The following is a 23,723-nucleotide window of genomic DNA, read 5'->3' on the forward strand; positions in this document are numbered from 1 at the left end:
CCGTCCTGCGGCGACTTCACCCTGCCCTGCCCCGCCTTGCTCTGCCTCGCCGTGCCTTGTCCTGCCTCGCCCTGCCTTGCTCTGCCCCTCTTGAACCGTTCCCCCGTCCCAAGGAGAACTCCATGGACATGCGCGCGCTCGTCGTCGACCCCGCCGCCCCCGGTGCACTGCGCCTGGGCGACGCCCCCGAACCCCGGCCCGCCACCGGCCAGTTGCTGCTCGACGTACGGCACATCTCCCTCAACCGCGGCGAGATCGCCTTCGCCCGGCGGCGGCCCGCCGGGACCGTGCACGGCTACGACGCCTCCGGAGTCGTCCTGCGCGCGGCCGCCGACGGCAGCGGGCCCGCCGTCGGCAGCCGTGTCGCCGCCTTCGGTGCCGGGGCCTGGGCGCAGCGCATGGCCGTGGACACCAGCGCGGTGGCCGAGGTGCCCGCCGAGGTCGGCCTCGCCGACGCCGCCGGGCTGCCGATGGCGGGCATCACCGCGCTGCGGACCCTGCGCACCCGCGACATCCTGGGCCGCCGAGTGCTGATCACCGGGGCGGCCGGCGGGGTGGGCCGTTACGCGGTGCAGCTCGCGGCGCTGGGAGGCGCCCACGTCATCGCCTCCGTAGGCTCGCCCGGCCGCGGCAAGGGGCTCGCTGAACTCGGCGCCCACGAGGTGGTGGTCGGCCTGGCGGGCATCGACGCACCCGTCGACCTCGTCCTCGACACCGTGGGCGGCCCGCAGCTGGCGGCCGCCTGGGACCTGCTCGCGCCCGGCGGCGGTGTGCAGAACATCGGCTGGGCCTCCGACGAACCCGCCGTCTTCGCCCCGTACTCGCTGTTCCACGTCGGCCCGGCCAAGACGATGAGCACCTTCGGGGACGTCCACGAGGTCGGCCCCGACCTCACCACCCTGCTCGCCTTCACCGCGGCGGGCCGGCTCTCCCCCGAGGTCGACTGGCGCGGCCCCTGGGAGCGGGTCACGGAGGCCGCGCAGGCGCTGCTCGACCGGCGGATCTCGGGCAAGGCGGTGCTCGACGTGGGCCGGGACTAGACATGGGCCGGGACTGACGGTTCCGGCAGCCGGCCGGACTCACACGCCGATCGCCCCGTCGATGCGCTCGCGCAGCAGGTCGGCGTGGCCGTTGTGCCGGGCGTACTCCTCCACCATGTGGATCAGCACCCAGCGCAGCGACACCTTCCCGCGCCAGCCGTCCTCGCCCTCGACGTCCAGGTCGGGCGCGGCGGCGACGAAACGGTCGGCGAACGCGACCTCGGTGCGCCAGGCCCGCCACGCGGCGTCGATCACGGAGGGGTCGGGTACCGCGCCCTCGAAGTCGTGGTCGGGGCGGGTGTCCGAGACGAAGAGCGGCGGCGCGTCCTCGCCCGCCAGGACGCTCCGGAACCAGCGCCGCTCGACCTCCGCCAGATGCCGGACGAGGCCGAGGAGCGACAGGGTGGAGGGCGCCACCGAGCGGCGGGACAGTTCGGTGCGCAGGCCCGCGCACTTCAGCTCCAGCGTCGTGCGCTGCGCGGCCAGGAAATCGGCGAGCATCAACCGCTCGTCCCCGGTGGTCCGGGCGTTCAGACGCCCGTCCCGCTCCTCCTCGACGAACAGTTCCGCTCTTCTGCGTGCGAGGGTCATGTCTGCCTTCCCGTCCCCGTCGTCACTTGCGCAGCCAGTGGCCGGCGCGCTCCGCCCAGTCGGCGAACAGCCGGCCGTCTCCGTCGACCTCGATGCCCTCGCTCCGCGCCGAGCGCCGCAGGTAGAGCAGGAGCAGCAGGTCCGCAGGCGTGCCCTGCACCGTCGCGGTGGGCTTCTCCTCGCCCGTACTTCCCAGGGCAGGGATGTCTCCGCCGAGGTCGATCACCCACTCCCCCGCTCCCTCCGGTACGGCGCGCAGGCTCAAGGAGCGGCCGGGCGCGAGGAGTTCACCCATCAAGGCGGGCGACTCGTAGGCCTGCGGCAGCGTGCTGAACCCCAGCCATTCGTCGATGCCGTCGCGGGCCACCGCGTCGTCCAGCGTGTACGGGACGCCGACCGCGCCGAAGGCGTCCGACCGGTGGACGACCGTCTCGAACGTCATCCGGCGGGCCCAGAACAGCGCGTTCCACTGCGGGGGCGGCGTCCACATCCGCTCCCGCGGGCCCACCGCGCGCAGCGCCCCTGCGAGGCTCGCGGCGCCCTCGGTGAGCCAGGCCGCGAGCGCGGCGGGGTCGTCGTCGGCGCGCGGCGGCACGTCGTTGACCTGCTCGTCCGACACCGGCTCCGTCGCCCGCGTGCGGACGACGGTCCCGGCCCACCGGTGGGTGCCGCCCACGTGCCGCAGGAGCTGGCCGAGCGTCCAGCCCGGGCAGTCGGGCACCGGGGCCAGCGGGTCGGCTTCGGCGACGGCGGCCGTCAACAGGGCCGTCTGCGTGACGATTTCGGCGCAGCAGCGCTCGTACACAAGAGCCTGATGATCCATCACAGCATGCTATCCCCGGTCGGTGGGCCGCCCGGTGCGGTCCGGCGGCCGTTCACGCCGACGACGCCAGGAACTGGGTCGCCGCCAGCTCCCCGTACAGCGGATCGGATGCCACCAGCTCGGCGTGGGTGCCGGACGCGCGCACCTTCCCCGCGTCCATCACCACGATGCGGTCGGCCAGCGTCACCGTCGAGAGGCGGTGGGCCACCACGAGGACCGTGACCTCTCGGGCGATCTCGGCGACCACGTCCCGCAGGGCCAGTTCGTTGACGGCGTCGAGCTGCGACGTCGCCTCGTCCAGGAGCAGCAGGCGCGGCTTGCGCAGCATCGCGCGGGCGATGGCGACCCGCTGGCGTTCGCCACCGGACAGCTGGGAGCCGCGGTGGCCGACCAGCGATTCCAGGCCGTCGGGCAGCCGCTCCACGAGGGCGTCGAGCCGGGCGCGTACGAGGGCGTGCCGGATCTCGGCGTCGGTCGCGTCGGGCGCGCCGAAGACGAGGTTCTCGCGCAGGGTGCCCGCCAGGACGGGCGCGTCCTGCTCGACGTACCCGATGGCGGCGCGCAGTTCGGCGAGCGGCCAGTCGCGTACGTCGCGGCCGTCGACCAGGATCCGGCCGCCGGTCGCCTCGTAGAAGCGCTCGATCAGGCCGAACACGGTGGTCTTTCCCGCGCCCGACGGGCCGACGAAGGCAGTCATGCCGGGGCCCGGAACGTCGAAGCTCACGCCGTGATGGACGTACGGAAGACCTTCCCGGTAGCGGAAGGTCACGTCCTCGAAGGTGACCGCGGCGGGGCCTTCGCGCCCGTGCCCGTCGCCGGTCTCGGTGACGTCCTCCGTCTCCAGGCGCTCGGCGCGCACGATGCGGGCGATGGCGGCCGAGCCGACCTGGTACTGCGTGGCTCCCTCGACGAGGCGGGAGACGGGGTCGATCAGATAGAAGAGGAACAGCAGGAAAGCCACCAGGGTCGAGATCGATATCGCTCCCGACGCGACCCGCGCGCCGCCGATGCCGAGCACGGCCAGGAACGAGACCTGTATCGCGAGGCCGACCGAACTCCACGCCACCGCCTGCCACTTCGCCGACCGCACGCCGTGCCGCCAGGCCTCCCGCGCGGCCGACCGGACCAGCTCGGTCTCGCGCTGTTCGGCACCGGACGCCTTGAGGGTGCGGAACGCGCCGAACGCCCGCTCCAGCGCGGTCGAGATCGTGCCGACCGCTTCCTGCGCGCGCTCCGTCGACCGGGAGATCTTGGGCATCACCAGGGCCGTCATGCCGCCGATCAGGACGATCACGCCGAGGGTGACGCCGAGCAGGACGGCGTCCATCAGGCCCATCATCACGATCGTCGCGATGAAGCTGAGGCCGCCCGCGACCGCGGACACCACGGACTGTGTGGTGACCGCGCGCAGGAGCGTCGTGTCCGAGGTGATGCGGGACATCAGGTCGCCCGGCTGGGTGCGTTCCACCTCGGGCAGGCGCAGCCGCAGCAGCCGCCCGATCAGGGTGCGCCGGGCCGCGAGCACCACGGATTCGGCGGTGCGCTCCAGGATGTACGCGCCGAACGACTCGATCGCCGTGCCGAGGACGACGAGGGCCGTGAGGAGCACGAGGATCCCCGCGATCGAATCGTCGCCGCCGAGCCGGTCCACGAGCGACTTCGCGGCCAGCGGCTGGGCCAGGGCGGTCGCCGCGCCGATCAGCGTGCACAGGGCGCCCAGGGCGACGGCGCCGCGGTGCGGGCGGAAGTAGCCGTACAGGGCTCGCCAGGTCTCGGCGGCGGACAGTCTCTCCGGTGCCGGCTGCTCCGGCTCGTGCTTGGTCACATCAGGCTCGCGCTTGGTCACGTCAGGCTCGTTCTTCGTCACGTCAGGCAGGACGCGGGAGACGGGTGGGGTGCCTGACCGGGGGTGCGTCGAAGGCCCGTAACTCAGATCGGGGCGCAGAGTTAGACGATCCGTCGAAAACGATGCAGTGACGATTCTGCACGGCGAGTCTGGCATGGGACGGGCAACAGGGCTCGCGGTGCGGAAGGGCCCGGGCGTGACGAGGAGGAAAGGGCGCGTGCGTCTTCACGGGGGCGGTCTTGTGGGCCGGACGGAGGAGCTGGCGAGGCTGCGCCGTCTGCTGGCCCAGAGCAGGCTGGTGACGGTGGTGGGCGGACCCGGCGTCGGCAAGAGCAGCCTCGCCGCGCACGCCGCGGCGGCGATGGGCGGCCAGCTCACGGACGGTGTGGTGGTCGTGCGGTGGTGGGACGGGGCCGCGGCGCGGGGACGGAGCGTGGCGCGCGCGGTGGTCGACGCGATGGACGGCGAGGCGGGCGAGACAGACGAGGCGGGCTCGGCGGGCGGACCCGGCGGGGGCGCCGAGGGCGGGCCGGGTGACGACGGCGAGTGTGAGCTCATCGCCCGGCTGCGGTCGCGCCGGGTGCTCGTCGTCCTGGACGACTTCGATCCGGTGCACGACGAGTGCGTACGTCTGGTGCAGTCGCTGATGCTGCGTGCGCCGGGCGTACGGGTCCTTGCCGCCGGGCGGCAGCCGCTGGGCCTGGGGCAGGAGTTGGTGCTGCGTCTCGGCCCGCTCCCGGTGACGGTGCCCGGCACGGAGCGGGAACCGGGGCCCGCGGTGCGGCTCTTCATGCAGCGGGCCCGGGATGTCCGGGGGACGGCGCCGCGGGCTCCGGTCGGCGGCCGGGCGGCGCTCACCGACCCGCGCCCGCCCGGACCGCCGCCCGAGCAGACCGACCTCGAAGCCGTGAACGACATCTGTACGCAGCTGGAAGGCGTGCCCCTCGCCGTCGAGCTGGCCGCCGCGCAGACCGCGCACCACTCGCCCGCCCAGCTCGCCCGCATGCTGCGGCCCGCGCAGGGCTGGCTGGGGATGCCGGAGGCGCCCCTGCGGCGGCATCGGTCGCTGCGGGCGGCCGTGGGGGCCAGCTACGCGCTGTGCGGGCAGGCCGAGCGTTCCGTGTGGGCACGGCTCAGTGTCTTCGCGGGCGAGTTCGACGAGGACGCCGCCGTCTACGTCTGCTCGGGCGGCGGTCTGCCCCCGGCGCGGGTCGCGTCCTGTCTGGCCCGACTGGTCCTGGCGTCCGTCCTGGAACCGGTGCGTGATCCCGGCGGCGTGCTGCAGCCCCGCTACCGGCTGCCGGCGGCGGCACGCGGTTTCGGCGCCGAACGGCTCCAGTCCGTGGGCGAGTCCGCGGCGGCGGGCACCCGCCATCTGACCTGGTACAGCAGCATCGCGTCCACCGCCCACCACCTGTGGAGCACCGGACGGCACGAACAGGCGACGCTGCTGATCCGGGACGAGGAGCCGAATCTGCGGATCGCGCTGGCGCGGGGTCCGCACAGCGCCGACCAGTGCGCGGTCGCCCTCGCCATGGCGGTGGACCTGTGGTTCTGGTGGGTGGTGTGCGGGCACGCCGTCGAGGGGCGGGACCATCTGCGGCGGCTGCTCCCCCTCGGGCGCGCCGACACGATGGTCTGCGGGCAGGCGCTGTGGCTGGCCGGCTGGCTCGCGGCGTGCACCGACGCCCCGGAGGCGGAGGAACTCCTCAACCAGGCCTGGCGCGTGGCGGTGCTCTCCGGGGACGACGCCACGATCGGTCGCGTCGCCCATGTCCAGGGGGTGCTCGCGCTGCGCGAGGGCGAGACCGAGCGGGCCATCGAGCACCTGCGGGAGGCCGCGCTCACCGTCCCCGCCCATACGTCGCACGGCCCGCCGGCGGCGGTGAGCTGGGCCGAGCTGGCCGTGGCCCAGGCACGGGTCCGCCCGGCCGACGCGTTGCGCAGCGTCCGCCGCGCTTCGGCGGGCACCCAGCTCCGGCACGACGTGTGGACGCGTTCCATGACGCAGTACGCCCATGCCCTCGTCGAGCATCTGCGCGGGCGCCGCAGCCGTGCCTGGCGCCGGGCGCACAAAGCCCTCGCCGGTGTCACGTCGGTGGCCGGTCCGCGCGGGGCGGCCACGATCAGGAAGCTGATCGCAGAGATCGAACGCGGTCCGGTGCGCAGGAGTTGACGACCCGTCACTCTGTCGGGTCAAATCCGGCAAAAGGCTGGTTCATTCTGATTCATTCGCTTTGGTGCGGTCTACAGATAGTGCGACCGATGGGGCGAGTGAACGGAGCGAGGTATGCGCGCGGTCGGCCGAAGACACGCACTGGGGCTGGGACTCGCCGTGGCGGCGGGAGCGGGGCTCGCGGGGTGCGGCGCCACGGAGTCGGGATCCGGGGCGGCACCTCCCCCGTCGCGCGCCGGGCGTGACACGGGCCGCGAGGGCAGCGCCCCGCACGGGGCGCAGCCGAAGCGCCCGGTGGTGCGGCCGATCGGGGACGGTTCGACGGCGTACACCGGGCAGCAGCCCCGTCAGCCCGCGAAGCCGGTGCCGCTGGAGCCGGGGCAGACGCCGCCGCAGTTCGTCGTGTTCTCCTGGGACGGCGCCGGCGAGGTCGGCAACGGGCTCTTCCCCCGCTTCTTAAAACTGGCCGAGGAGCACGATGCGCGGATGACGTTCTTCCTCTCGGGGCTTTATCTGCTGCCCGAGTCGAAGAAGCGGATGTACCGGCCGCCGAACAACGGCGTGGGTGCCTCGGACATCGGTTATCTGACCGACGGGCACATCAAGGAGACCCTCAAGTACGTGCGTCAGGCCTGGCTGGAGGGCCATGAGATCGGCACGCACTTCAACGGGCACTTCTGCGCCGGCACCGGCTCGGTGGCCAACTGGACGTCCGCGCAGTGGCAGAGCGAGATCGACCAGGCCGTCTCCTTCGTCAAGGAATGGCGCACCAACACCGGCTGGAGCGATCTGCCGCCGCTGCCCTTCGACTACGACAAGGAACTCGTCGGCGGCCGCACCCCCTGCCTCCTCGGCCGCACCAACCTGCTCCCCACCGCGCGCGACCTGGGCTGGCGGTACGACGCGTCCTCGCCCGGCGGACTGCAGCGGTGGCCCGGCAGACGGCTCGGCCTGTGGGATCTGCCGCTCCAGCAGATCCCGTTCCCCGGGCGCTCCTTCGAGGTCCTTTCGATGGACTACAACATCCTCGCCAACCAGTCGAAGAACTCCACGAAGGCGCCCTCGCACAACTATCCCGGCTGGCGAGCCCAGGCGACCGAGGCCTATCTCGCCGGATTCCGGCGGGCGTACGAGACGAATCGCGCACCCCTGTTCATCGGCAACCACTTCGAGGAATGGAACGGCGGCATCTACATGGACGCCGTCGAAGCGGCCCTCAAGCACATCGCGGGCAAGAAGGACGTACGCCTCGTCTCCTTCCGGCAGTTCGTCGACTGGCTCGACGTCCAGGACCCCGCCGTGCTCGCCAAACTGCGCGGCCTCGAAGTGGGACAGCTCCCCGCAGGGGGCTGGAAGCACCATCTGGCAACCGCGTGAAGCACCCCCGCGACGGCCGGGCCCGCCCGAAGCCATCCACCACTCCACCACCACTCCACGGCAACCAACAGAGAGACGGAGACAGGAAGTTGACGATGAATCGGTTGAAGTACGCGTCGGTGGCGGGGCTGGCGGCCGTGGCCGTCGTGACGGGCCCGGCAGTGGCCGGTGCCGACACGCCGCCGCCGTCCGGCGCCGCACCGCAGGCACCCGCCGCTCCGACCGCGGCCCCGCGTCCCACCCTCTCGGCGAAGGCGACCGCGGCCAGCGTGCGCGCCTGGCAGGAGTTCCGCATCAACGGCGTCAGCCGCCATCTCCCGACCGGGACGCGCGTCACGCTCCAGGAGAAGCAGGGCAAGCAGTGGGTGTCGCTGCCCGCCACGGTCAGCACGACGCCCACCGCGACGTACAGCATGCGCGTCAAGCTCGGCCTCAAGGGCCACAACGCCCTGCGGATCGTCGGCGGGGGCGCGGTCTCGCCCGTCGTCCATGTGACGGTCCGCTGACCCGGCAGGCGGGCGCGCGCCACTGAGCGTTGACGCCCCTCTCCGCTCGGGCACTGTCGCACCCCTCTCATCCGAAAGCTCTCGCAAATTTGCCTAAAAGTATTAGGCAAATGCATAATCGCTTTCGGATGAGAGGGGTGCGACATGGTGCGCGCGGGACTGACCACGGAACGCCTGACCCTGGCGGGCGCGGAGCTGGCCGACGAGGTCGGCTTCGAGCAGGTGACCGTCTCCGCGCTGGCCAGGCGGTTCGACGTGAAGGTCGCGAGTCTGTACTCGCATGTGAAGAACTCCCAGGACCTCAAGACCCGGATCGCCCTGCTGGCCCTGGAGGAACTCGCCGACCGGGGCACCGCCGCCCTGGCCGGACGCGCGGGCAAGGACGCGCTGACCGCCCTCGCGAACGTCTACCGCGACTACGCCCGCGAGCACCCCGGCCGCTATGCGGCGGGCCAGATGAGGCTCACCCCGGAGGCGGCGGCCGCCAGTGCGGGCGGCAGGCACTCCCAGATGACGCGGGCCATCCTGCGCGGCTACGACCTGACGGAGCCGGACCAGACCCATGCGGTCCGCCTCCTCGGCAGCGTCTTCCACGGCTACGTCAGCCTGGAGCTCGCGGGCGGGTTCAGCCACAGCGCCCCCGACGCGGAGGAGACCTGGCCGCGGATCCTCGACGCCCTCGACGCGCTGCTGCGGAACTGGCCGGACGCGCCGTGACACCGGCCGCGCCACACCCCCGTCACGTCGACCGACAGGCAGAGACCATGAACTCCAAGAACTTGAGCACCACGGACATGAACGCCACAGACCCGTACGCGTACGACTGGATCACCACCCCCCTCACCGCGGACCTCCTGCGGGGTGCCATCGACCTGGAGCGCACCGAACGCGGCGTGCGCCCGCACCGGCTGCCCGCCTGGGCCCGCGCGCAGTACGCGGACGGGCAGCTCGCCATGGCCGAGGCCCAGCCCTCGGGCGTACGGCTGGTGTTCCGCACCAGGGCCACCGCCGTCGAGCTGGAGACCCTGCCCACGAAGAGGGTCTACGTGGGCGCTCCGCCCCGGCCCGACGGTGTGTACGACCTGGTGGTCGACGGCCGTCTCACCGGTCAGGCGAGTGTGGCGGGCGGCAACACCCTCACCATCGACATGGCCAAGGGGAGCGCCGAGACGGAGCCGGGATCCACCGGCACCCTCCGCTTCACCGAGCTCTCCGGCTCCCTGAAGCACGTCGAGATCTGGCTGCCGCACAACGAGGCCACCGAACTGGTCGCGCTGCGCACCGACGCCCCCGTCGAGCCCGCGCCGGCCTCGGAGCGCAGGGTGTGGCTGCACCACGGCAGTTCCGTCAGCCACGGCTCGGACGCCGCGAGCCCCACCACGACCTGGCCGGCGCTCGCCGCCTCCCTCGGCGGCGTCGAGCTGATCAACCTGGGCTTCGGCGGCAGCGCCCTGCTCGACCCGTTCACCGCGCGGACGCTGCGGGACACCCCGGCCGACCTGATCAGCGTCAAGCTGGGGCTCAACGTGGTCAACGCCGACCTGATGCGGCTGCGCGCCTTCACCCCGGCGGTGCACGGCTTCCTCGACACGATCCGCGAGGGCCACCCCACCGCGCCGCTGCTTGTCGTCTCGCCCATCCTGTGCCCGATCCACGAGGACACCCCGGGCCCCTGTGCGCCCGACTTCAGCGGTCTCGGCACCGGGCAGCTGCGGTTCATGGCCACCGGCGACCCGGCGGAGACCGCGAGCGGAAAGCTGACGCTGAACGTCATCCGGGACGAGCTGGCCCGGATCGTGGCCCAGCGCGCGACCCAGGACCCGAACCTGCACCATCTCGACGGCCGTGAGCTCTACGGAGAGGCGGACCACGCCGAACTGCCGCTGCCCGACGCGCTGCACCCGGACGCCGCGACCCATCGTCGTATCGGCGAACGCTTCGCGCAGCTGGCCTTCACCGACAAGGGCGCGTTCGCGGCGAAGGGCGCCTTCACCGAGAAGGGCGCCCCCGCTCACTCCTGATCCGGCTCCCCCGCGACGTACGCGTGCAGCAGTCCCGAGGCCTCCAGCATGGCGCCGCCCCGCCGGGTGAGTGCCGCGAGGCGTTGCGCGATGGCCGCGCGCAGCGCGTCGGGGCTGCCGGTCTCCCTCAGGCCGTCCAGGACCGCCTGGATCTGGGGCAGCGGGTAGTGGCCCTGGCGGAGGATGCTGACGATGCGGGCGTCGCGTACGTCGGTGGGGCCGAACCAGCGGTAGTGGGTGCCCGGTTCGCGTTGCGGGGCCAGCAGGCCCGCGGACTCCCACACCCGCAGCGCCGATGTGCGCACGCCGAGGAGGGCGGCGACCTCGCCGATCCGCAGGTGTGACGACTCCGAGGGCTGCGAAGCGTCCTCCGGGGTCTCCTTCGCGACCGCTTCCAGGGCCTCGCCCGCGGCGTGCAGGGCGCGCCGCTGCTCGTGCAGGGCGGCGTGGCCCTCGTCGATGAGGGTGAGGGCGAGGGGAAGGTCGTCGGCGTGCACGGCCCGCATGATCGCCTGGGCCGCGTACAGGCCGTAGCCCGGCAGCAGGGCGCGGTAGGCGAGCAGCGCGCGGCGGTGGCCGGTGTCGAATCTGCGGTACCCGGCGGGTGTGCGCGATGCGGGCGGCAGGATGCCCGCGTCGGCGTAGTTGCGGATCTGCTGGGTGGAGATTCCGGCGGCGCGCGCCAGGTCGACGGGCCGCAGTGCGGTCTCGGCTCGGCTCATGGATCGACGGCCCCTTCTGTGCTTCGAGCGCGATGTGGATGCCACTCCGAGTTGAAGGTTAGCGGGCCAATTCACCGGCTGTGCACGCCCTTGCCGCTCAAAACTCTCAACAAGGACTTCAATGGAACACTTGAAGCCATGGATGCCAGCCTCTCCGGCGCCGATGTCATGCGCATCAAGGGCGCGCGCCTGCACAACCTCAAGAACGTCTCGCTCACGATTCCCAAGAACAAGCTCGTCGTCCTGACGGGGCTCTCCGGCTCCGGCAAGTCGACGATCGCCTTCGACACCCTGCACCGGGAGGGCCAGCGGCAGTATCTGGAGTCGCTCGGCCTCGTCACCACCTTCGTCAGCAAGCCCGCGGTCGACTCGATCACCGGTCTTTCCCCCTCGATCAGCGTCGACCAGCATCTGACCAACCGGAGCCCCCGCTCGACCGTCGGCACGGTCACCGAGGTCTTCACCTATCTGCGGCTGCTCTGGGCCCGCATCGGCCACCGCCCCTGCCCCGCGTGCGGGCACGACGTGCCGCCCGACTACCACGTCGGCGGCGAGGAGATCTGGGACGACGAGCCGCCCGCGGGCGAGTCCGCCGACGGCTCCGACGGTCTTCCGGCGCTGCCCTGCCCGCACTGCGCGGCACCCGTCCCCGGCATGGTGATGGGCACCTTCTCCTTCAACAAGCCCGCCGGTGCCTGCCCCACCTGCACCGGCATCGGCACCGTCTTCCAGGCCGACGTGTCCCGGCTGGTCGACGACGGACTGAGCGTCGCCGCGGGCGCGGTGCTCGGCTGGGTTCCCGTGCTCACCGCGCGCAACATCCCGGTCCTGCGGGCCGCCGCCGACCACTTCGGCCTCACCTTCGACGCGGACACTCCCGTACGCGAACTGTCCGACGCCGCACGCGACTTGCTGCTGCACGGCGTCGAGAGCGACGTGTTCCGCCGCCGCTTCCCGGACCTCGCGCCGCCTGCCACGGTCGCCGGCGGCCGTTTCGAGGGCGTGGTGACGGCCGTGCTGCGCCGGTACGCCGAGCGGGTCGACGACACCGCCTATCGCGAGAAGGCGGAGAAGTTCCTCGTGAACGACGTCTGCCCGGACTGCGAGGGCACGCGGCTGCGTCCCGAGAGCCGTCGCGTCACCGTCGCCGGTCTGACGATCGTGGACGCGGCGCGCCTGCCGCTCGACGAACTCGCCGGGTGGATCGGAGGATTGCGCGACCACGTCACCGATCCCGAGGCGTGGCAGGTCACCGAGCCCGTCGTCGACGACCTGCGCGAGCGCGTGCGGCGGCTCGTCGACGTCGGGGTCGGCTATCTGACCCTGGAGCGGGCCACGCCCAGCCTCTCGGCGGGCGAGACCCAACGGCTGCGGCTCTCCTCGCTGCTCGGCTCCGGGCTCACGGGGGTCCTTTACGTCCTGGACGAGCCGACGATCGGGCTGCACCCCGCGGACACGTCCCGGCTGGTCGACGTGTTGCGGCGGCTGCGCGACCTGGGCAACACGGTCCTGGTCATCGAGCACGACCTGGATGTGCTGCGCGCGGCCGACCATGTCGTCGACGTCGGGCCCGGAGCAGGCCGCGACGGCGGACGCATCGTGGCCGAGGGAACGCCGGACGAGGTCGCGGCGACCCCCGGTTCGGCCACCGGCGACTGTCTCTCGGGGCGGGTTCCGATGCCGCTGCCCGCGGCTCATCGGCCGTCCACCGGCAAGGAGTTGGTGATCCGCGGGGCGCGGTCCCACAACCTCAGGAACGTCACCGCGCGGCTGCCCCTCGGGCGGCTGATCGCGGTCAGCGGCCCCTCGGGCTCGGGCAAGTCGTCGCTGATCCTCGGCATTCTGGGCCGGGCGGCACGGCAGCGCTTCCACGGCGCGAGCGACGCTCCGGGCGCCCACGACGGCATCGACGGCTGGGAGCATCTCGACAAGGTCGTGACCATCGACCAGCAGCCGGTCAGCCGGGTGCCGCGGTCGAACGCGGCGACGTACTCGGACGCGTTCACCCCGATCCGCGAGGCGTTCGCCGCGAGCGACGGGGCCCGTGAGCGAGGGCTGAGCGCCGGGCACTTCTCGTTCAACGTGGCGGGCGGCCGGTGCGAGCGGTGTTCGGGCGCGGGGGTGCTCACCGTACAGATGCACTTCCTCCCCGAGGTGGAGGTGCGCTGTCCGGCCTGCCGGGGGCGGCGCTTCCGGCCGGAGGTGCTCGGTGCGCGGTACGCCGGGCACGACATCGCCCAGGTCCTTGAGATGACCGTCGACGAGGCGCTCTCCGTGTTCGCGGCCGTGCCGGGCGCGGCGACGCGGCTCCAGCGGATGTCCGACGTCGGCCTCGGCTACCTTCGGCTCGGCCAGCCGGCGACGACGCTCTCCGGAGGCGAGGCCCAACGCGTGAAGCTGGCCAAGGAGTTGGGCCGCCGCGCCACCGGCCGCACGCTGTACCTCCTGGACGAGCCGACCACCGGTCTGCACCCCGTCGACACGGCCAGGCTGCTCCGTGTGCTGCAGCGGCTGGTCGACGCGGGCAACAGCGTCATCGCCGTCGAGCACAACCTGGACGTGATCCGTGCCGCCGACTGGGTCGTCGACCTGGGCCCCGAGGGCGGCGCGGCGGGCGGCGAGATCGTGGCCGAGGGAACGCCGAAGGAGCTCACACGGATGCCCGCCTCACGGACCGGCACGTTCCTCGACGGAGGGTGAGACCGGCGGCACCCCGGCCGGGACGATCACCCGGACGCGCGGCGGCGAGGGCCGTGCGGGGGCGGCTTCTCGCCGTAACGTCCCCTTCGTCCCGGTCCGTTGACCCAGAGGAACCGCAGCTTTCGATGAATCAGCCCCTGATGAAGTCGCACCCCCGCTTCCTGCCCCGGCTCGTCGCCCTCTTCCTCCTCCCCCTCCTCACGGTGCTCGGCACCGCGCTGCTCGCACCGGCGCACGCCCACGCGGACGCGCCGGTGCCGCACGCGTCGTCCGTTACGACCCTGCTCGCCCCGCCGCCGGCCGCGGACGAGGCGTGCACCAGCAAGGACCCCGCGGTCTGCCTGATCCGGCAGATGAGCCCGGAGGAGCGTGAGCAGGCGCGCGAGGTGCGGCTGCGCTACCACCAGCTCCTGGACACCATGGAGGTCGTGGCGGACCACATGCACGAGGAGGGCCGTTCGGACGAGGACATCGCCCGCGTCCTGGTCGAGATGCGCAACCAGGCCAAGGACATCACCCGCGCCGGCATGTCCCCCGAGGCCGTCGAGGCCCTGGAGCAGCGGAACATGGCGAAGTACGGCAACCCGCTGGGCCCGACGGCGGACCAGCTCTACGCCAAGTACGGCAGCTGGGCCGAGGTCATCGAGGCGTCGACCCGCAGCAGCGCCGCCGTCGACCAGGAACTCGGCATCCCGCCGCGCGACTGACCTCCATGCTGCTGCGTGACTACGACCGCCACGGCCGGACGTGGGACCTGGACCCCGGGAGCGGGGTCCTCTCCCCCGCGTCCGGCCGTTGCCATGGCTTCGTCCGGACGGGTGCGGAGGCGGAGACGGCGACTTCTCTGTACGCCGACGCAGTCGCCCTGTGGCTGCAGCACGGCCCCCGCCGCTGGGACTGCGCCACCGTGACCGTCCGGCGGATCGCCCGCCCGGACGGCAGCCGCCTCCTGTCGGTCGAGGACGGGCCGGGCGGACCGATGGTCGAACTGCCCTGTCCCGCCCCGGACTCCGGCCCCTTCGACCCGACGTACGACGCGATCGACGAGGAGGCCGACGACTTCACGCTCTGGGTCGCAGGCAGGCTCGTGGACGAAGCTTCCCGTGCCGCGCTCCTCGCCCACTTCAGGGCCGGGTTCCCGCCGTCCTGATCAGCCGTCGTGCCCGTCCACGAACGCGCGCAGCAGGGCGAAGGCCCGGTCGGGGCTCTCCCGGAAGACGCCGTGTCCGGTGTCGGGCAGCACATGCAGGTCCGTCTTGGCGTTCGTGAGGCCCGCGGTGAGCCGCTCGGCGGCCGATGCCGTCGCCACGGGATCGTGTTCGCCGGCGAGGACGAGCGTCGGGCAGGTCACCTCGTCGAGCCGGTCCCAGGCGTCGAAGTGGTCGGCGAGGTGGTGCCGGAAGTGTTCGAGGACCTCGTGGTTCCACTCGATGCGGCGCAGCCGGTGCTCGCCGTCCGGGTCGCCGTCGGTGCGCCGCGAGTAGAGCGGCAGACAGACGCGTTCCCACTCCCGCTGGATCGTCTCCGCGGCCTCCCCGCGCCAGTAGCGCCGCGCCGTCTCGCGGGCGGTGGCGCCGCCGAGGCGTTCGAAGACGTCGAGGCGCTCCTCGGTCAGGCCCGGCATGACGCTGTCGAGGACGAGGCGGGACACACGGTCCGGGTGTCTGACGGCCGCCATCAGGGCGACCCAGCCGCCCGCGGATGTGCCGACCAGGACGGGATCCTCGATGTCGAGGGCATCGCAGAAGCCGACGACGTCGTCGGCCCACTGCTCCCAGGACCAGCTGTCGGGACCGCCCCGGTCGGAGCGGCCGCTGCCACGCTGGTCCAGATAGATCACCTGGGCGAACTCCGTCGCCCGCACGAAGGCCGGTTTGAACGGCGAGTGGTCGGCGCCTGGGCCGCCGTGCAGCAGGACGAGAGTGGGCCGCCTGGTCATGCCCGGCCCCTCGGGCGTCAGTTGGCAGCCGTCGACGTCGAAGTAGAGGCGGATGTCTCCGATACGCACACGCATCGGGTCAGCCTGACACGCGGAGATCGGCGACGGGGCGGAGTGCCGGCATCCGCTTCGGGGCGGGCGGGGCGGATGCCGGGGGCCGGGGCGGTCCGCCTCAGGGTGAGATCGCGCCGAGCAGCGCCCGCGCGCACAGGTCCCGCACCTGTTCCCGTGACAGTTCCCGCCGCTCCAGCCACTCCAGGCAGACGGCCACCATGAAGGCCAGCCAGCCGCGCACGGCCAGGCGGAGGGTGGGCGCGTCACGCAGACCGGCGCCCGCGTCGGGGTCCGCCGCGAGCGCCTCCAGGATCTGGTGCTCCTGGGCCGCCAGGCACTCCCGGTAGACCTCGCGCGCGGCGGGGTCGCCCGTCGCCTCGGCCCGGTGGAAGGCGCGGAAGCCCTCGGCGTGCGCCTCCGCGTAGGCGAGGAACGTGTCGAGTCCGGTGGCGACCTGCTCGCGTACGGGCATGCCGGGGACGGCGGCCGTGAGCCGCAGCATGCGGCGGCTCTCGCGCTGGACCACGGCGGCGAAGAAGTCGCTCTTGGTCGGGAAATAGTGGTACAGCAGGCCGCGGGAGACCCCGGCGATCTCGGCGACCCGCTCGATCCAGACGTCGTCGTACGGATTCTCCGCGAAGAGCCGCGCCCCGACGGTCAGCAGCTGCTCGCGCCGCTCCTCGGTGCTCAGTCTGCGGCGGGTGCGCTGCTGCGGGTTCGCGGCCATGGAAGCACCTTACTTGACGTGGATTCAACAGTGGGATCAGACTGGGATCGCCTTATTGAATCCGCGTACAACAGGCTCAACGAGCACGTGGCACAAGGGAGATGGCACTCATGGCGCAGATGTCTCAGGTGGCGGAGCCGAAGGGTGCCCCCGTGCCGAAGGGGTTCCGCAGCGCCGAGCTCGACTGGCCCCGGCTCGACCTCATTCCGCATCCCCCGCGGCGGCTGCCCCTGATAGGCGACATCCTGGGTGCCGACGTCCGCACGCCGGTGCAGGATTCGATGCGGATCGGCGAGTCCCTGGGACCGATCTTCCGCCGCAAGGCGCTCGGCAAGGAGATCGTGTTCGTCTGGGGCGCCGGACTCGCGGCCGAGCTGGCGGACGAGTCGCGGTTCGCCAAGCATGTGGGGCTGGGCATCGCCAATCTGCGGCCGGTGGCCGGCGACGGCCTGTTCACCGCGTACAACCACGAACCCAACTGGCAGCTGGCGCACGACATCCTCGCGCCGGGATTCAGCAGGGACGCGATGGCCGGGTACCACCCGCTGATGCTGGACGTGGCCCGGCAGCTGACCGCCCGCTGGGACGAGCGGGAGGCGGCGGGCCGGCCCGTGGACGTGCCGGGCGACATGACGAAGCTGACCCTGGAGACGATCTCCCGCACGGGCTTCGGGCACGACTTCGGGTCCTTCGAGCGGTCGCGCCCGCACCCGTTCGTGACGGCGATGGTCGGCACGCTCTCCTACGCCCAGCGCCGCAACGTCGTGCCGCCCGCGCTGGCCCCGCTCGTGCTGCGCCGCGCCTCCCGGCGCAACGCGGCCGACATGGCCTATCTCAACCGGACCGTCGACGACGTCGTCGCGGCCCGCCGCGCGGCGCCCGGCCAGGGCACCGGTGACCTCCTGGACCGGATGCTGGAGGTCGCGCACCCCGAGACCGGCGAGCGGCTCTCCGCCGAGAACATCCGGCGTCAGGTCATCACCTTCCTGATCGCCGGGCACGAGACGACCTCGGGCGCCCTGTCCTTCGCGCTGCACTACCTCTCGCGCTCCCCCGAGGTACTCGCCCGTGCGCAGGCCGAGGTCGACGAGGTCTGGGGCGACGTGGCGGAACCGGCGTACGAGCAGGTCGCCAAGCTCCGCTATCTGCGCCGGGTCCTGGACGAGTCGCTGCGGCTGTGGCCGACCGCGCCCGGCTTCTCCCGGCAGGCCACGCGGGACACCACGCTCGGCGGCACGCACCCGATGCGGGAGGGGGCGTGGGCGCTGGTCCTCGCGACGCTGCTGCACCGCGATCCGACGGCGTGGGGCGAGCGGCCCGAGGAGTTCGACCCGGACCGGTTCGCGCCGGCGGCCGTGCGGGCCAGGCCCGCCCATGTCTTCAAGCCGTTCGGCACCGGCGCGCGGGCCTGCATCGGCCGTCAGTTCGCGCTGCACGAGGCCACGTTGGTCCTCGGGATGCTGCTGCGCCGCTACGACCTGCACCCCGATCCGGACTACCGGCTGCGGGTCGTCGAGCGGCTCACCCTGATGCCGGACGGGCTGACTCTGCGGCTCGGCCGCCGTGCCATTGCCGCATAAGAGCACGACCGACGGCCGTGCAGCAGCGCGCAACGGCCGCGTGGGACCGCGATTGTCAGACCCATGCGCAAGAGTGGAGGGTCCACCGGTGTCCGCCACCGGACGGTCCGACCCGCGCAGAGGAGCTCTCGACATGACCAGCACGCCGACGCCCGAACTGGCCGCCGCCCAGGCCTGCTTGCGGCTGCTGCACACCGCACGCGCCGCGCTGACCGGCACCGTCCCTTCCGCCACGGCGGCCTCGCTGCTCGCCGGGCCGATGGCGGAGGCGGACGAGGCGCTGCGCCGCGCGGGACTGACGGGCAACGAGGCCGCGCTCCTGGAGCGGATCTACGACCTGGATCCCGGCCCTGGCACGGAGCCGGGGGAGGACGGCTTCCCCTCCCCCGGTTCCGCGGTCTCCAGCTCGGCCTCCACTTGACGGCTCGCCGGCCCGGCTTCCTCTTGCGGTTCTCTAGCTCGGCTTCCACTTGAACTTGTCGCCGCCCACCCAGTGCACGACCTCCGGGTCGTCCGCGTCGTGCACGACGATGCCCGCCCGGGCGGCGACCTCCAGGACGTCGACGAGCTGCGTGGCCTCGCCGACCACCTCGCCGTCGATCTCCACGATGCGGAAGGGGGGCCGGCCGGGATTGACGCCAAGGACCGTGATCCGAGGGTGGGCCACATGGAGGTTCGCGCTTTCGGTCATGCCAGGAGATTGCCACGCTCCGGCCCCCTCATGACCTGCCCGTTCGGCCGCTCGGGCTACGGGCCGGTGCGCTCGGGCCGCCCCACGAGGCGTTCGGCGGCCGAGCGGGCGGCGGCCAGCGCCCCCTTGCGGTCCGCGCCGCGCTGCCCGAGGACGACGCGGGTGCTCAGGCCGTCGAGGAGCGCGAGGAGTTCACCGGCGCGGCCCGCGGCATCGTCGACGCCGGGCAGGGCGCCCCGGTCCGCGCCCTGCGCGAGGAGCGCCTCCAGGTCCCGCTGCCAGCCGTCGTCCAGCTCGTCCTGGGCCGTCCGGAGCGGTTCGTTCGACCCCGCGCGCGCCCAGAGCTCGATCCACAGCATCCAGCGGGGGTCGCGCGGCCCGCTCGGCAGATACATGCGCAGATAACGGTCGAGCTTGCGGGCCGGTGCCGCCCGCCCCGCGAGGAGTGCGCTGCGCTCGTCGGCGAGTGCCGCCTCGCTCCAGCGCAGGGCCTCCAGGAGCAGCCGGTCCTTGCTGCCGAAGTAGTACAGGATGTGGCCGCCGCTGGTGCCGAGCCGCTCGGCGAGGGCGGACATGGTGAGCGCGGCGAGGCCGTTCTCGGCGATCGCCGTCATCGCCTCCTCGAGCATCCGGTCCCGCGCGACCTGCCCGTCCCGCCGTCGTGCCACGCCTGCTCCCGTTCCGGTCCCCGCGTCCCGCTCCACGCGGTCGAGCCTATCCGGGCCCGCCCATGACGATTTCGCGCAGGGTCTTGACGGCCGTCCACCCATGGCGCATTTTGAATGCCGTTCTAAGTTATAGAACGGCATTCAAACTCTGGGTGCCGGAGAGCGAGGTGCCCGCATGGCCCGACAGACCCCGGTTTCCGCCGGGACAGCTGCCGATTCGACGGACGGTACGACGGTTGGTGCGGCCACCGGTCCGACGGCCGGGATCGGCACGGGAGTCACCAGCGACGAGGTGTTCCGGGTCGAGACCCACGGCATCGACCCGATCCCCGACGCAGACCGCCACGGCAGCGCCAAGGACCTGTTCTGGCTCTGGTTCGGCTCCAACCTGACCTTCACGTACGTCATCAACGGCGCCCTCGCCGTCAGCTTCGGCCTCAGCTTCTGGCAGGCCACCGCGGTCGTCGTCATCGGCGGCCTGGCGTTCTTCGTCATCAGCGCGGCGGGCCTCAGCGGCATCAGGACCGGCACCGCCACCCTCGTGATCTCCCGCGCGGCCTTCGGCATGCTCGGGAACTTCCCCGCCGGGCTGCTCAACTGGGTCGTCTCCATCGGCTACACCATCGTCAACACGGTGGTGGGCACGCTCGCCCTTGAAGCGCTCTTCGCCGATCTCGGCTGGGCCGGCGGCGGGGACACGGCCCGCGCGCTGGCGCTCGCCGTGACCCTGGTGATGACCTTCGCGGTGGCCATGTGGGGGCATGCGACCGTGCAGCTCGCCGAGCGCTGGATGGCGTACGTCCTGGCGGCCGGTTTCGGCGTACTGCTCGTGTTCGTGCTGCCCGACGCCGACTTCGGTGCCGGTTCGGGCGGTGGTGCGGGCTTCTCCGGCTGGAGCCTGGCGTTCGTAGTGATGCTGGCGGGGCCGTTCTCCTATCTGCCGATGCCCGCCGACTACACCCGCTATCTGCCCCGGCACACGTCTCTGCGCTCCATCACGGTCACGGGAGCGCTCGGCGGCTTCGTCTCCTCCGTCGCGCTCGGTGTCGCGGGCGTCGCGGCGGCCACGCAGACCGACATGACGGACGCCGTGGCCGGGGTGTCGACGCTGCTGCCCGGCTGGTTCAAGGCGGTGTTCCTGCTGCTCGTTCTCGGCGGCTCGGTCACCAACTCGATCCTCACCCTGTACTCCTCCAGCCTCAACCTCCAGGTGCTCGGCATCCCCTGGAGCCGCGCGAAGGCCATCGTCATCAGCGTCGTCGTCACCGCGCTCGGCTCGCTGGGCGCGCTCTTCCTCACCGACTTCACCGCGTCGCTGCTCAGCTTCCTCTCCCTGCTGATCATCGTGTTCGCGCCGTGGGGCGGGGTGTTCCTCGCCGACATGCTGCTGCGCCGCTGCCGCTACGACACGGACGCCCTGCACACCACCGGACGCGACGGGGCGTACTGGTACCGCGCCGGATTCCACCCCGCCGGAATGGCCGCACTCCTCGCCGGTATGGCCTTCGCCGCGCTGACCTGCGACTCGGAGCTGTGGACGGGACCGCTGGTCGCGCCGCTGGGCGGCGGCGACCTGACCCTCCTCGGTTCGGTGGTCGCCGGGTTCGTGTACTGGGCGCTCGCCCGTCGCAACGTGCCCGCCGCGACCCCCGATCCCGCCTCCGCCTCGGCCTCGGCCTGAGGCACCGACGTACGCACGACACACAGCACACCCGCACCACCCCCCAGGAGTTCGCCTCTCATGACCAGCACCACCCCCGGCCCCGCCGACCTCGTCCTGCGCAACGCCCGTATCCACACCGTCGACGCCGATCTCCCCTCGGCCGAGGCCCTCGCCGTGCGGGACGGGCGCATCGTGTGGCTCGGCCCCGACCGGGAGGCGGACTCCTGGACGGGCCCGGACACCCAGGTCGTCGAAGGGCAGGGGCGCCTCGTCCTGCCCGGCTTCATCGACGCCCACAACCATGTCCGGCTCGGCTCCGACGACGCCTGCGTACAGCTCGCCGGTGCCCGTACCCTCGCCGAGATCCACGACCGCATCCGCGCCTGGCGCACCGAGCATCCGGATGCCGAGTGGATCGAGGCGGAGGCCTTCGACTACTCCGCGATCCCCGGCGGCCGTATGCCGAACGCCGCCGATCTCGACCCCGTCACCGGTGACACCCCGGCCTTCGTGCTCAGCTACGACGTACACACCGCCTGGCTGAACACCGCCGCGCTGGCCCGGCTCGGCGTCGACCGCGACCATACGTCGCTGCCGTTCGGCCGCGCCGAGACCGACCCGGCGACCGGCGAACCCACGGGCTTCGTCAAGGACTTCGCGGTCAAGGGCCTCTCCCGCGACGGGCACCGGGCGCTGCGCGCGCTCGGCGTGCCGTGGGCGTCGCCCGACCGGCAGTACGGCCGGCTCGCCAAGAGCCTCGACGACGCGATCGGCTACGGCATCACCACGGTCGTCGAGCCGCAGAACTCCCTGGACGACCTGGATCTCTTCACCCGCGCCCGCGCCGAGGGCAGGCTGCGTTCGCGTGTCGTCGCCGCGCTCTTCCACCCGCGCGGCACGTCCGACGCGGACCTGGACGACTTCGCCGCCGCCGCGCGCCGGTTCTGCGACGACCGGCTGCGGGTGGGCCCGCTGAAGCTGTACATCGACGACGTGGTCGAACCGCGCACGGCCGCGCTCCTGGAGCCCTACGCGGGGTGCGGGCAGCACCGGGGCGACACGTTCTATCCGGCGCACGAGTTCGCGGAGCTGCTCGCGAAGCTCGACGCGCGGGGCTTCCAGTGCTTCGTGCACGCCACGGGCGACCGGGGCATCCGCACCGTCCTGGACGCCGTGCAGCACGCCCGTGCGCTCAACGGACCGCGCGACGCCCGCCATCAGATCGTCCACGTCGAGTGCCTCGACCCCGCCGACACCCCGCGCTTCGCCGAACTCGGCGTCGTCGCCTGCATGCAGCCGCGGCACTGCGCCCCGGAGATCGCGGGCCCCGGCCAGGACTGGGCGGAGAACGTCGGCGCCGGCCGCTGGCACAAGGCGTGGCCGATGCGCAGCCTGCACGAGGCGGGCGCGGTCCTCGCCCTCTCCAGTGACTGGAACGTGGCAGAGATGGACCCGATGGCGGGCATCTACACGGCGCTCACCCGCCGCCCGCTCGGCGGCGGCGAGCCCTGGCAGCCCGGCGAGACGCTCGGCGTGGAGACGGCGGTGCACGGCTACACGATGGGCTCCGCCTACGCGAACTTCCTCGAGGCCGACCGGGGCTCGCTGACCGTGGGCAAGCTCGCCGACTTCGTCGTCCTCTCCCGCGACATCCTGCGCGCACAGCCCGAGGACATCCCCGGCACGCGGGCGGAGATCGTCGTGGTGGGTGGTACGCGGGTGGTGTGAGAACGGGCAGTGTGACAAGGACCTGCCGCCGGATGTCGAAATCCGGCGGCCCGTCCCGACGTACCTTGCGCAAGCCGGTTCAGACCGGACTCGTACGACGAGACAAGGATCGGGACATGCTCCTCGAGAACAAGGTGGCCGTGCTGTACGGGGCCGCGGGCTCGATCGGTGGCGCGGTGGCGCGCGCGTTCGCCCGTGAGGGCGCACGCGTTCACCTCACCGGACGTACCCGCAAGACGCTCGACGAACTCGCCGAGTCCATCCGCGCGGAGCACGGCGTGGCGCGGGCCGCGGTCGTCGACGCGCTGGACGAGGAGGCGGTGGACGCCTTCGTCGACGGCATCGCCGAGCAGGAGGGCCGGATCGACATCTCCTGCAACCTCATCGGGTACGGCGATGTGCAGCAGCCGCTGACGGAGATCTCCGTGGCCGACTTCCTCCGGCCGATCACGAACGCGATGCGCTCCCAGTTCCTCACCACCCGGGCCGCCGCCCGCCATATGACGGCACGCGGGTCGGGCGTGATCCTCGCGTTCGGCGGGGGCGGCCCGCAGACGATGCCGGGCCTCGGCGGCTTCAAGGTCGCGCTGGACGCGCTCGAAGGGCTGCGCCGGCAGTGGGCCTGCGAGCTGGGCCCGTCCGGCATCCGCGTGGTCACACTCAAGTCGGGCGGCGTGCCCGAGTCGCTCCCGACGGGGTTCGCCGGGGCGGCGGAGATCATCGCCGGCCTCGAACAGGCGACACAGCTGGGACGCACGGCGACGCTCGCGGACGTGGGCGACATCGCGGCCTTCGTGGCATCGGACAAGGCCCGCACGATCACCGCGACCGATGTCAACATCTCGTGCGGGGCGATCGTGGACTAGCGGGG

General features: G+C 72.5%; 22 protein-coding genes. 14 read left to right on the top strand and 8 right to left on the bottom strand.

Going from position 1 to position 23,723, the window contains the following annotated elements; translation table 11 throughout:
* Positions 1-128: 128 nt before the first annotated feature.
* On the top strand, positions 129-1,040 hold the full coding sequence (locus tag ACIBKX_RS15075; RefSeq protein ID WP_363277796.1) for a zinc-binding dehydrogenase: 912 nt from the start codon (positions 129-131) through the stop codon (positions 1,038-1,040).
* Between the two features lie 39 nt (positions 1,041-1,079).
* Here ACIBKX_RS15075 and ACIBKX_RS15080 read toward each other — a convergent pair whose 3' ends face one another.
* The 3 genes from ACIBKX_RS15080 to ACIBKX_RS15090 are packed head-to-tail and all read right to left on the bottom strand — an operon-like array spanning position 1,080 to position 4,279.
* Entirely contained in the window at positions 1,080-1,631 is a 552-nt protein-coding gene (locus ACIBKX_RS15080; protein WP_363277762.1) for a DinB family protein, read from the bottom strand.
* 22 nt (positions 1,632-1,653) lie between these two features.
* Positions 1,654-2,454, bottom strand: a complete 801-nt coding sequence (locus tag ACIBKX_RS15085) for a maleylpyruvate isomerase family mycothiol-dependent enzyme (RefSeq protein WP_363277761.1) — start codon at positions 2,452-2,454, stop codon at positions 1,654-1,656.
* 52 nt (positions 2,455-2,506) lie between these two features.
* On the bottom strand, positions 2,507-4,279 hold the full coding sequence (locus ACIBKX_RS15090) for an ABC transporter ATP-binding protein (RefSeq protein ID WP_363277795.1): 1,773 nt from the start codon (positions 4,277-4,279) through the stop codon (positions 2,507-2,509).
* A 238-nt stretch (positions 4,280-4,517) separates the two neighbouring features.
* Here ACIBKX_RS15090 and ACIBKX_RS15095 point away from each other — a divergent pair, with 238 nt between their 5' ends.
* From ACIBKX_RS15095 to ACIBKX_RS15115, 5 genes are all read left to right on the top strand, one after another.
* Entirely contained in the window at positions 4,518-6,476 is a 1,959-nt protein-coding gene (locus ACIBKX_RS15095) for an AAA family ATPase (RefSeq protein ID WP_363277760.1), read from the top strand.
* Positions 6,477-6,590: 114 nt separating this feature from the next.
* Positions 6,591-7,853 (top strand): hypothetical protein, encoded by a 1,263-nt coding sequence (locus ACIBKX_RS15100; protein WP_399375775.1) that lies wholly within the window; start codon positions 6,591-6,593, stop codon positions 7,851-7,853.
* 95 nt (positions 7,854-7,948) lie between these two features.
* Complete coding sequence (locus tag ACIBKX_RS15105) at positions 7,949-8,359, top strand: hypothetical protein (protein ID WP_363276099.1); 411 nt, start codon at positions 7,949-7,951, stop codon at positions 8,357-8,359.
* 144 nt (positions 8,360-8,503) lie between these two features.
* The gene (locus ACIBKX_RS15110; RefSeq protein ID WP_363276100.1) at positions 8,504-9,076 is read left to right on the top strand and encodes a WHG domain-containing protein; all 573 of its coding nucleotides are present in this window, start codon (positions 8,504-8,506) and stop codon (positions 9,074-9,076) included.
* Between the two features lie 77 nt (positions 9,077-9,153).
* The gene (locus ACIBKX_RS15115; RefSeq protein ID WP_363276182.1) at positions 9,154-10,380 is read left to right on the top strand and encodes a GDSL-type esterase/lipase family protein; all 1,227 of its coding nucleotides are present in this window, start codon (positions 9,154-9,156) and stop codon (positions 10,378-10,380) included.
* Here ACIBKX_RS15115 and ACIBKX_RS15120 read toward each other — a convergent pair.
* A complete protein-coding gene (locus ACIBKX_RS15120) occupies positions 10,371-11,102 on the bottom strand; it encodes a MerR family DNA-binding transcriptional regulator (RefSeq protein WP_363276101.1) in 732 nt (243 codons plus the stop codon). The two genes, ACIBKX_RS15115 and ACIBKX_RS15120, sit on opposite strands and share 10 nt — an antisense overlap.
* A gap of 138 nt (positions 11,103-11,240) precedes the next feature.
* Here ACIBKX_RS15120 and uvrA point away from each other — a divergent pair, with 138 nt between their 5' ends.
* The 3 genes from uvrA (at position 11,241) to ACIBKX_RS15135 (ending at position 14,952) form a co-directional block, all read left to right on the top strand.
* Entirely contained in the window at positions 11,241-13,802 is a 2,562-nt protein-coding gene (gene uvrA / locus ACIBKX_RS15125; RefSeq protein WP_363276102.1) for an excinuclease ABC subunit UvrA, read from the top strand.
* 125 nt (positions 13,803-13,927) lie between these two features.
* Complete coding sequence (locus ACIBKX_RS15130) at positions 13,928-14,509, top strand: hypothetical protein (protein ID WP_363276103.1); 582 nt, start codon at positions 13,928-13,930, stop codon at positions 14,507-14,509.
* 5 nt (positions 14,510-14,514) lie between these two features.
* On the top strand, positions 14,515-14,952 hold the full coding sequence (locus tag ACIBKX_RS15135) for a hypothetical protein (RefSeq protein ID WP_363276104.1): 438 nt from the start codon (positions 14,515-14,517) through the stop codon (positions 14,950-14,952).
* On the opposite strand, the gene ACIBKX_RS15140 is transcribed toward ACIBKX_RS15135, so the two are convergent.
* Together ACIBKX_RS15140 and ACIBKX_RS15145 are read right to left on the bottom strand one after the other, a co-directional pair.
* A complete protein-coding gene (locus ACIBKX_RS15140) occupies positions 14,953-15,816 on the bottom strand; it encodes an alpha/beta hydrolase (protein ID WP_363276105.1) in 864 nt (287 codons plus the stop codon). It abuts the gene before it with no gap.
* Positions 15,817-15,913: 97 nt separating this feature from the next.
* Positions 15,914-16,522, bottom strand: a complete 609-nt coding sequence (locus tag ACIBKX_RS15145; RefSeq protein ID WP_363276106.1) for a TetR/AcrR family transcriptional regulator — start codon at positions 16,520-16,522, stop codon at positions 15,914-15,916.
* A gap of 119 nt (positions 16,523-16,641) precedes the next feature.
* Here ACIBKX_RS15145 and ACIBKX_RS15150 point away from each other — a divergent pair, with 119 nt between their 5' ends.
* Together ACIBKX_RS15150 and ACIBKX_RS15155 are read left to right on the top strand one after the other, a co-directional pair.
* Positions 16,642-18,102, top strand: a complete 1,461-nt coding sequence (locus ACIBKX_RS15150; protein WP_399375789.1) for a cytochrome P450 — start codon at positions 16,642-16,644, stop codon at positions 18,100-18,102.
* A 133-nt stretch (positions 18,103-18,235) separates the two neighbouring features.
* The gene (locus ACIBKX_RS15155) at positions 18,236-18,523 is read left to right on the top strand and encodes a hypothetical protein (protein ID WP_363276108.1); all 288 of its coding nucleotides are present in this window, start codon (positions 18,236-18,238) and stop codon (positions 18,521-18,523) included.
* A gap of 33 nt (positions 18,524-18,556) precedes the next feature.
* Here the strand turns inward: ACIBKX_RS15155 and ACIBKX_RS15160 are convergent, their stop codons facing one another.
* Together ACIBKX_RS15160 and ACIBKX_RS15165 are read right to left on the bottom strand one after the other, a co-directional pair.
* Positions 18,557-18,793, bottom strand: coding sequence for a hypothetical protein (locus tag ACIBKX_RS15160; RefSeq protein ID WP_363276109.1), 237 nt, complete (start codon positions 18,791-18,793; stop codon positions 18,557-18,559).
* A 56-nt stretch (positions 18,794-18,849) separates the two neighbouring features.
* Positions 18,850-19,422 carry a TetR/AcrR family transcriptional regulator gene (locus ACIBKX_RS15165; protein ID WP_363276183.1) on the bottom strand — a complete coding sequence of 191 codons (573 nt, stop codon included), beginning with the start codon at positions 19,420-19,422 and terminating at the stop codon, positions 18,850-18,852.
* Positions 19,423-19,636: 214 nt separating this feature from the next.
* Here ACIBKX_RS15165 and ACIBKX_RS15170 point away from each other — a divergent pair, with 214 nt between their 5' ends.
* The 3 genes from ACIBKX_RS15170 (at position 19,637) to ACIBKX_RS15180 (ending at position 23,718) form a co-directional block, all read left to right on the top strand.
* On the top strand, positions 19,637-21,142 hold the full coding sequence (locus ACIBKX_RS15170) for a cytosine permease (protein WP_363276110.1): 1,506 nt from the start codon (positions 19,637-19,639) through the stop codon (positions 21,140-21,142).
* 60 nt (positions 21,143-21,202) lie between these two features.
* On the top strand, positions 21,203-22,852 hold the full coding sequence (locus ACIBKX_RS15175; RefSeq protein ID WP_363276111.1) for an amidohydrolase: 1,650 nt from the start codon (positions 21,203-21,205) through the stop codon (positions 22,850-22,852).
* 116 nt (positions 22,853-22,968) lie between these two features.
* The gene (locus tag ACIBKX_RS15180) at positions 22,969-23,718 is read left to right on the top strand and encodes an SDR family oxidoreductase (RefSeq protein WP_363276112.1); all 750 of its coding nucleotides are present in this window, start codon (positions 22,969-22,971) and stop codon (positions 23,716-23,718) included.
* Positions 23,719-23,723 lie beyond the last annotated feature (5 nt).

Origin of the sequence: Streptomyces sp. NPDC050658 (genome assembly GCF_044457025.1) — a bacterium.
Taxonomy (GTDB): Bacteria; Actinomycetota; Actinomycetes; order Streptomycetales; family Streptomycetaceae; genus Streptomyces.

What these genes read in the sequence shown, in the direction of transcription:
- ACIBKX_RS15180 (WP_363276112.1), top strand. Translation starts at nt 22,969, where the DNA reads ATGCTCCTCGAGAACAAGGTGGCCGTGCTGTACGGGGCCGCGGGCTCG.
- ACIBKX_RS15145 (WP_363276106.1), bottom strand. Translation starts at nt 16,522, where the DNA reads ATGGCCGCGAACCCGCAGCAGCGCACCCGCCGCAGACTGAGCACCGAG.
- ACIBKX_RS15170 (WP_363276110.1), top strand. Translation starts at nt 19,637, where the DNA reads ATGGCCCGACAGACCCCGGTTTCCGCCGGGACAGCTGCCGATTCGACG.
- ACIBKX_RS15080 (WP_363277762.1), bottom strand. Translation starts at nt 1,631, where the DNA reads ATGACCCTCGCACGCAGAAGAGCGGAACTGTTCGTCGAGGAGGAGCGG.
- uvrA (WP_363276102.1), top strand. Translation starts at nt 11,241, where the DNA reads ATGGATGCCAGCCTCTCCGGCGCCGATGTCATGCGCATCAAGGGCGCG.
- ACIBKX_RS15150 (WP_399375789.1), top strand. Translation starts at nt 16,642, where the DNA reads ATGTCTCAGGTGGCGGAGCCGAAGGGTGCCCCCGTGCCGAAGGGGTTC.
- ACIBKX_RS15155 (WP_363276108.1), top strand. Translation starts at nt 18,236, where the DNA reads ATGACCAGCACGCCGACGCCCGAACTGGCCGCCGCCCAGGCCTGCTTG.
- ACIBKX_RS15110 (WP_363276100.1), top strand. Translation starts at nt 8,504, where the DNA reads ATGGTGCGCGCGGGACTGACCACGGAACGCCTGACCCTGGCGGGCGCG.
- ACIBKX_RS15140 (WP_363276105.1), bottom strand. Translation starts at nt 15,816, where the DNA reads ATGCGTGTGCGTATCGGAGACATCCGCCTCTACTTCGACGTCGACGGC.
- ACIBKX_RS15130 (WP_363276103.1), top strand. Translation starts at nt 13,928, where the DNA reads ATGAATCAGCCCCTGATGAAGTCGCACCCCCGCTTCCTGCCCCGGCTC.
- ACIBKX_RS15085 (WP_363277761.1), bottom strand. Translation starts at nt 2,454, where the DNA reads ATGGATCATCAGGCTCTTGTGTACGAGCGCTGCTGCGCCGAAATCGTC.
- ACIBKX_RS15075 (WP_363277796.1), top strand. Translation starts at nt 129, where the DNA reads ATGCGCGCGCTCGTCGTCGACCCCGCCGCCCCCGGTGCACTGCGCCTG.
- ACIBKX_RS15175 (WP_363276111.1), top strand. Translation starts at nt 21,203, where the DNA reads ATGACCAGCACCACCCCCGGCCCCGCCGACCTCGTCCTGCGCAACGCC.
- ACIBKX_RS15135 (WP_363276104.1), top strand. Translation starts at nt 14,515, where the DNA reads ATGCTGCTGCGTGACTACGACCGCCACGGCCGGACGTGGGACCTGGAC.
- ACIBKX_RS15105 (WP_363276099.1), top strand. Translation starts at nt 7,949, where the DNA reads ATGAATCGGTTGAAGTACGCGTCGGTGGCGGGGCTGGCGGCCGTGGCC.
- ACIBKX_RS15165 (WP_363276183.1), bottom strand. Translation starts at nt 19,422, where the DNA reads ATGCTCGAGGAGGCGATGACGGCGATCGCCGAGAACGGCCTCGCCGCG.
- ACIBKX_RS15120 (WP_363276101.1), bottom strand. Translation starts at nt 11,102, where the DNA reads ATGAGCCGAGCCGAGACCGCACTGCGGCCCGTCGACCTGGCGCGCGCC.
- ACIBKX_RS15100 (WP_399375775.1), top strand. Translation starts at nt 6,591, where the DNA reads ATGCGCGCGGTCGGCCGAAGACACGCACTGGGGCTGGGACTCGCCGTG.
- ACIBKX_RS15115 (WP_363276182.1), top strand. Translation starts at nt 9,154, where the DNA reads ATGAACGCCACAGACCCGTACGCGTACGACTGGATCACCACCCCCCTC.
- ACIBKX_RS15160 (WP_363276109.1), bottom strand. Translation starts at nt 18,793, where the DNA reads ATGACCGAAAGCGCGAACCTCCATGTGGCCCACCCTCGGATCACGGTC.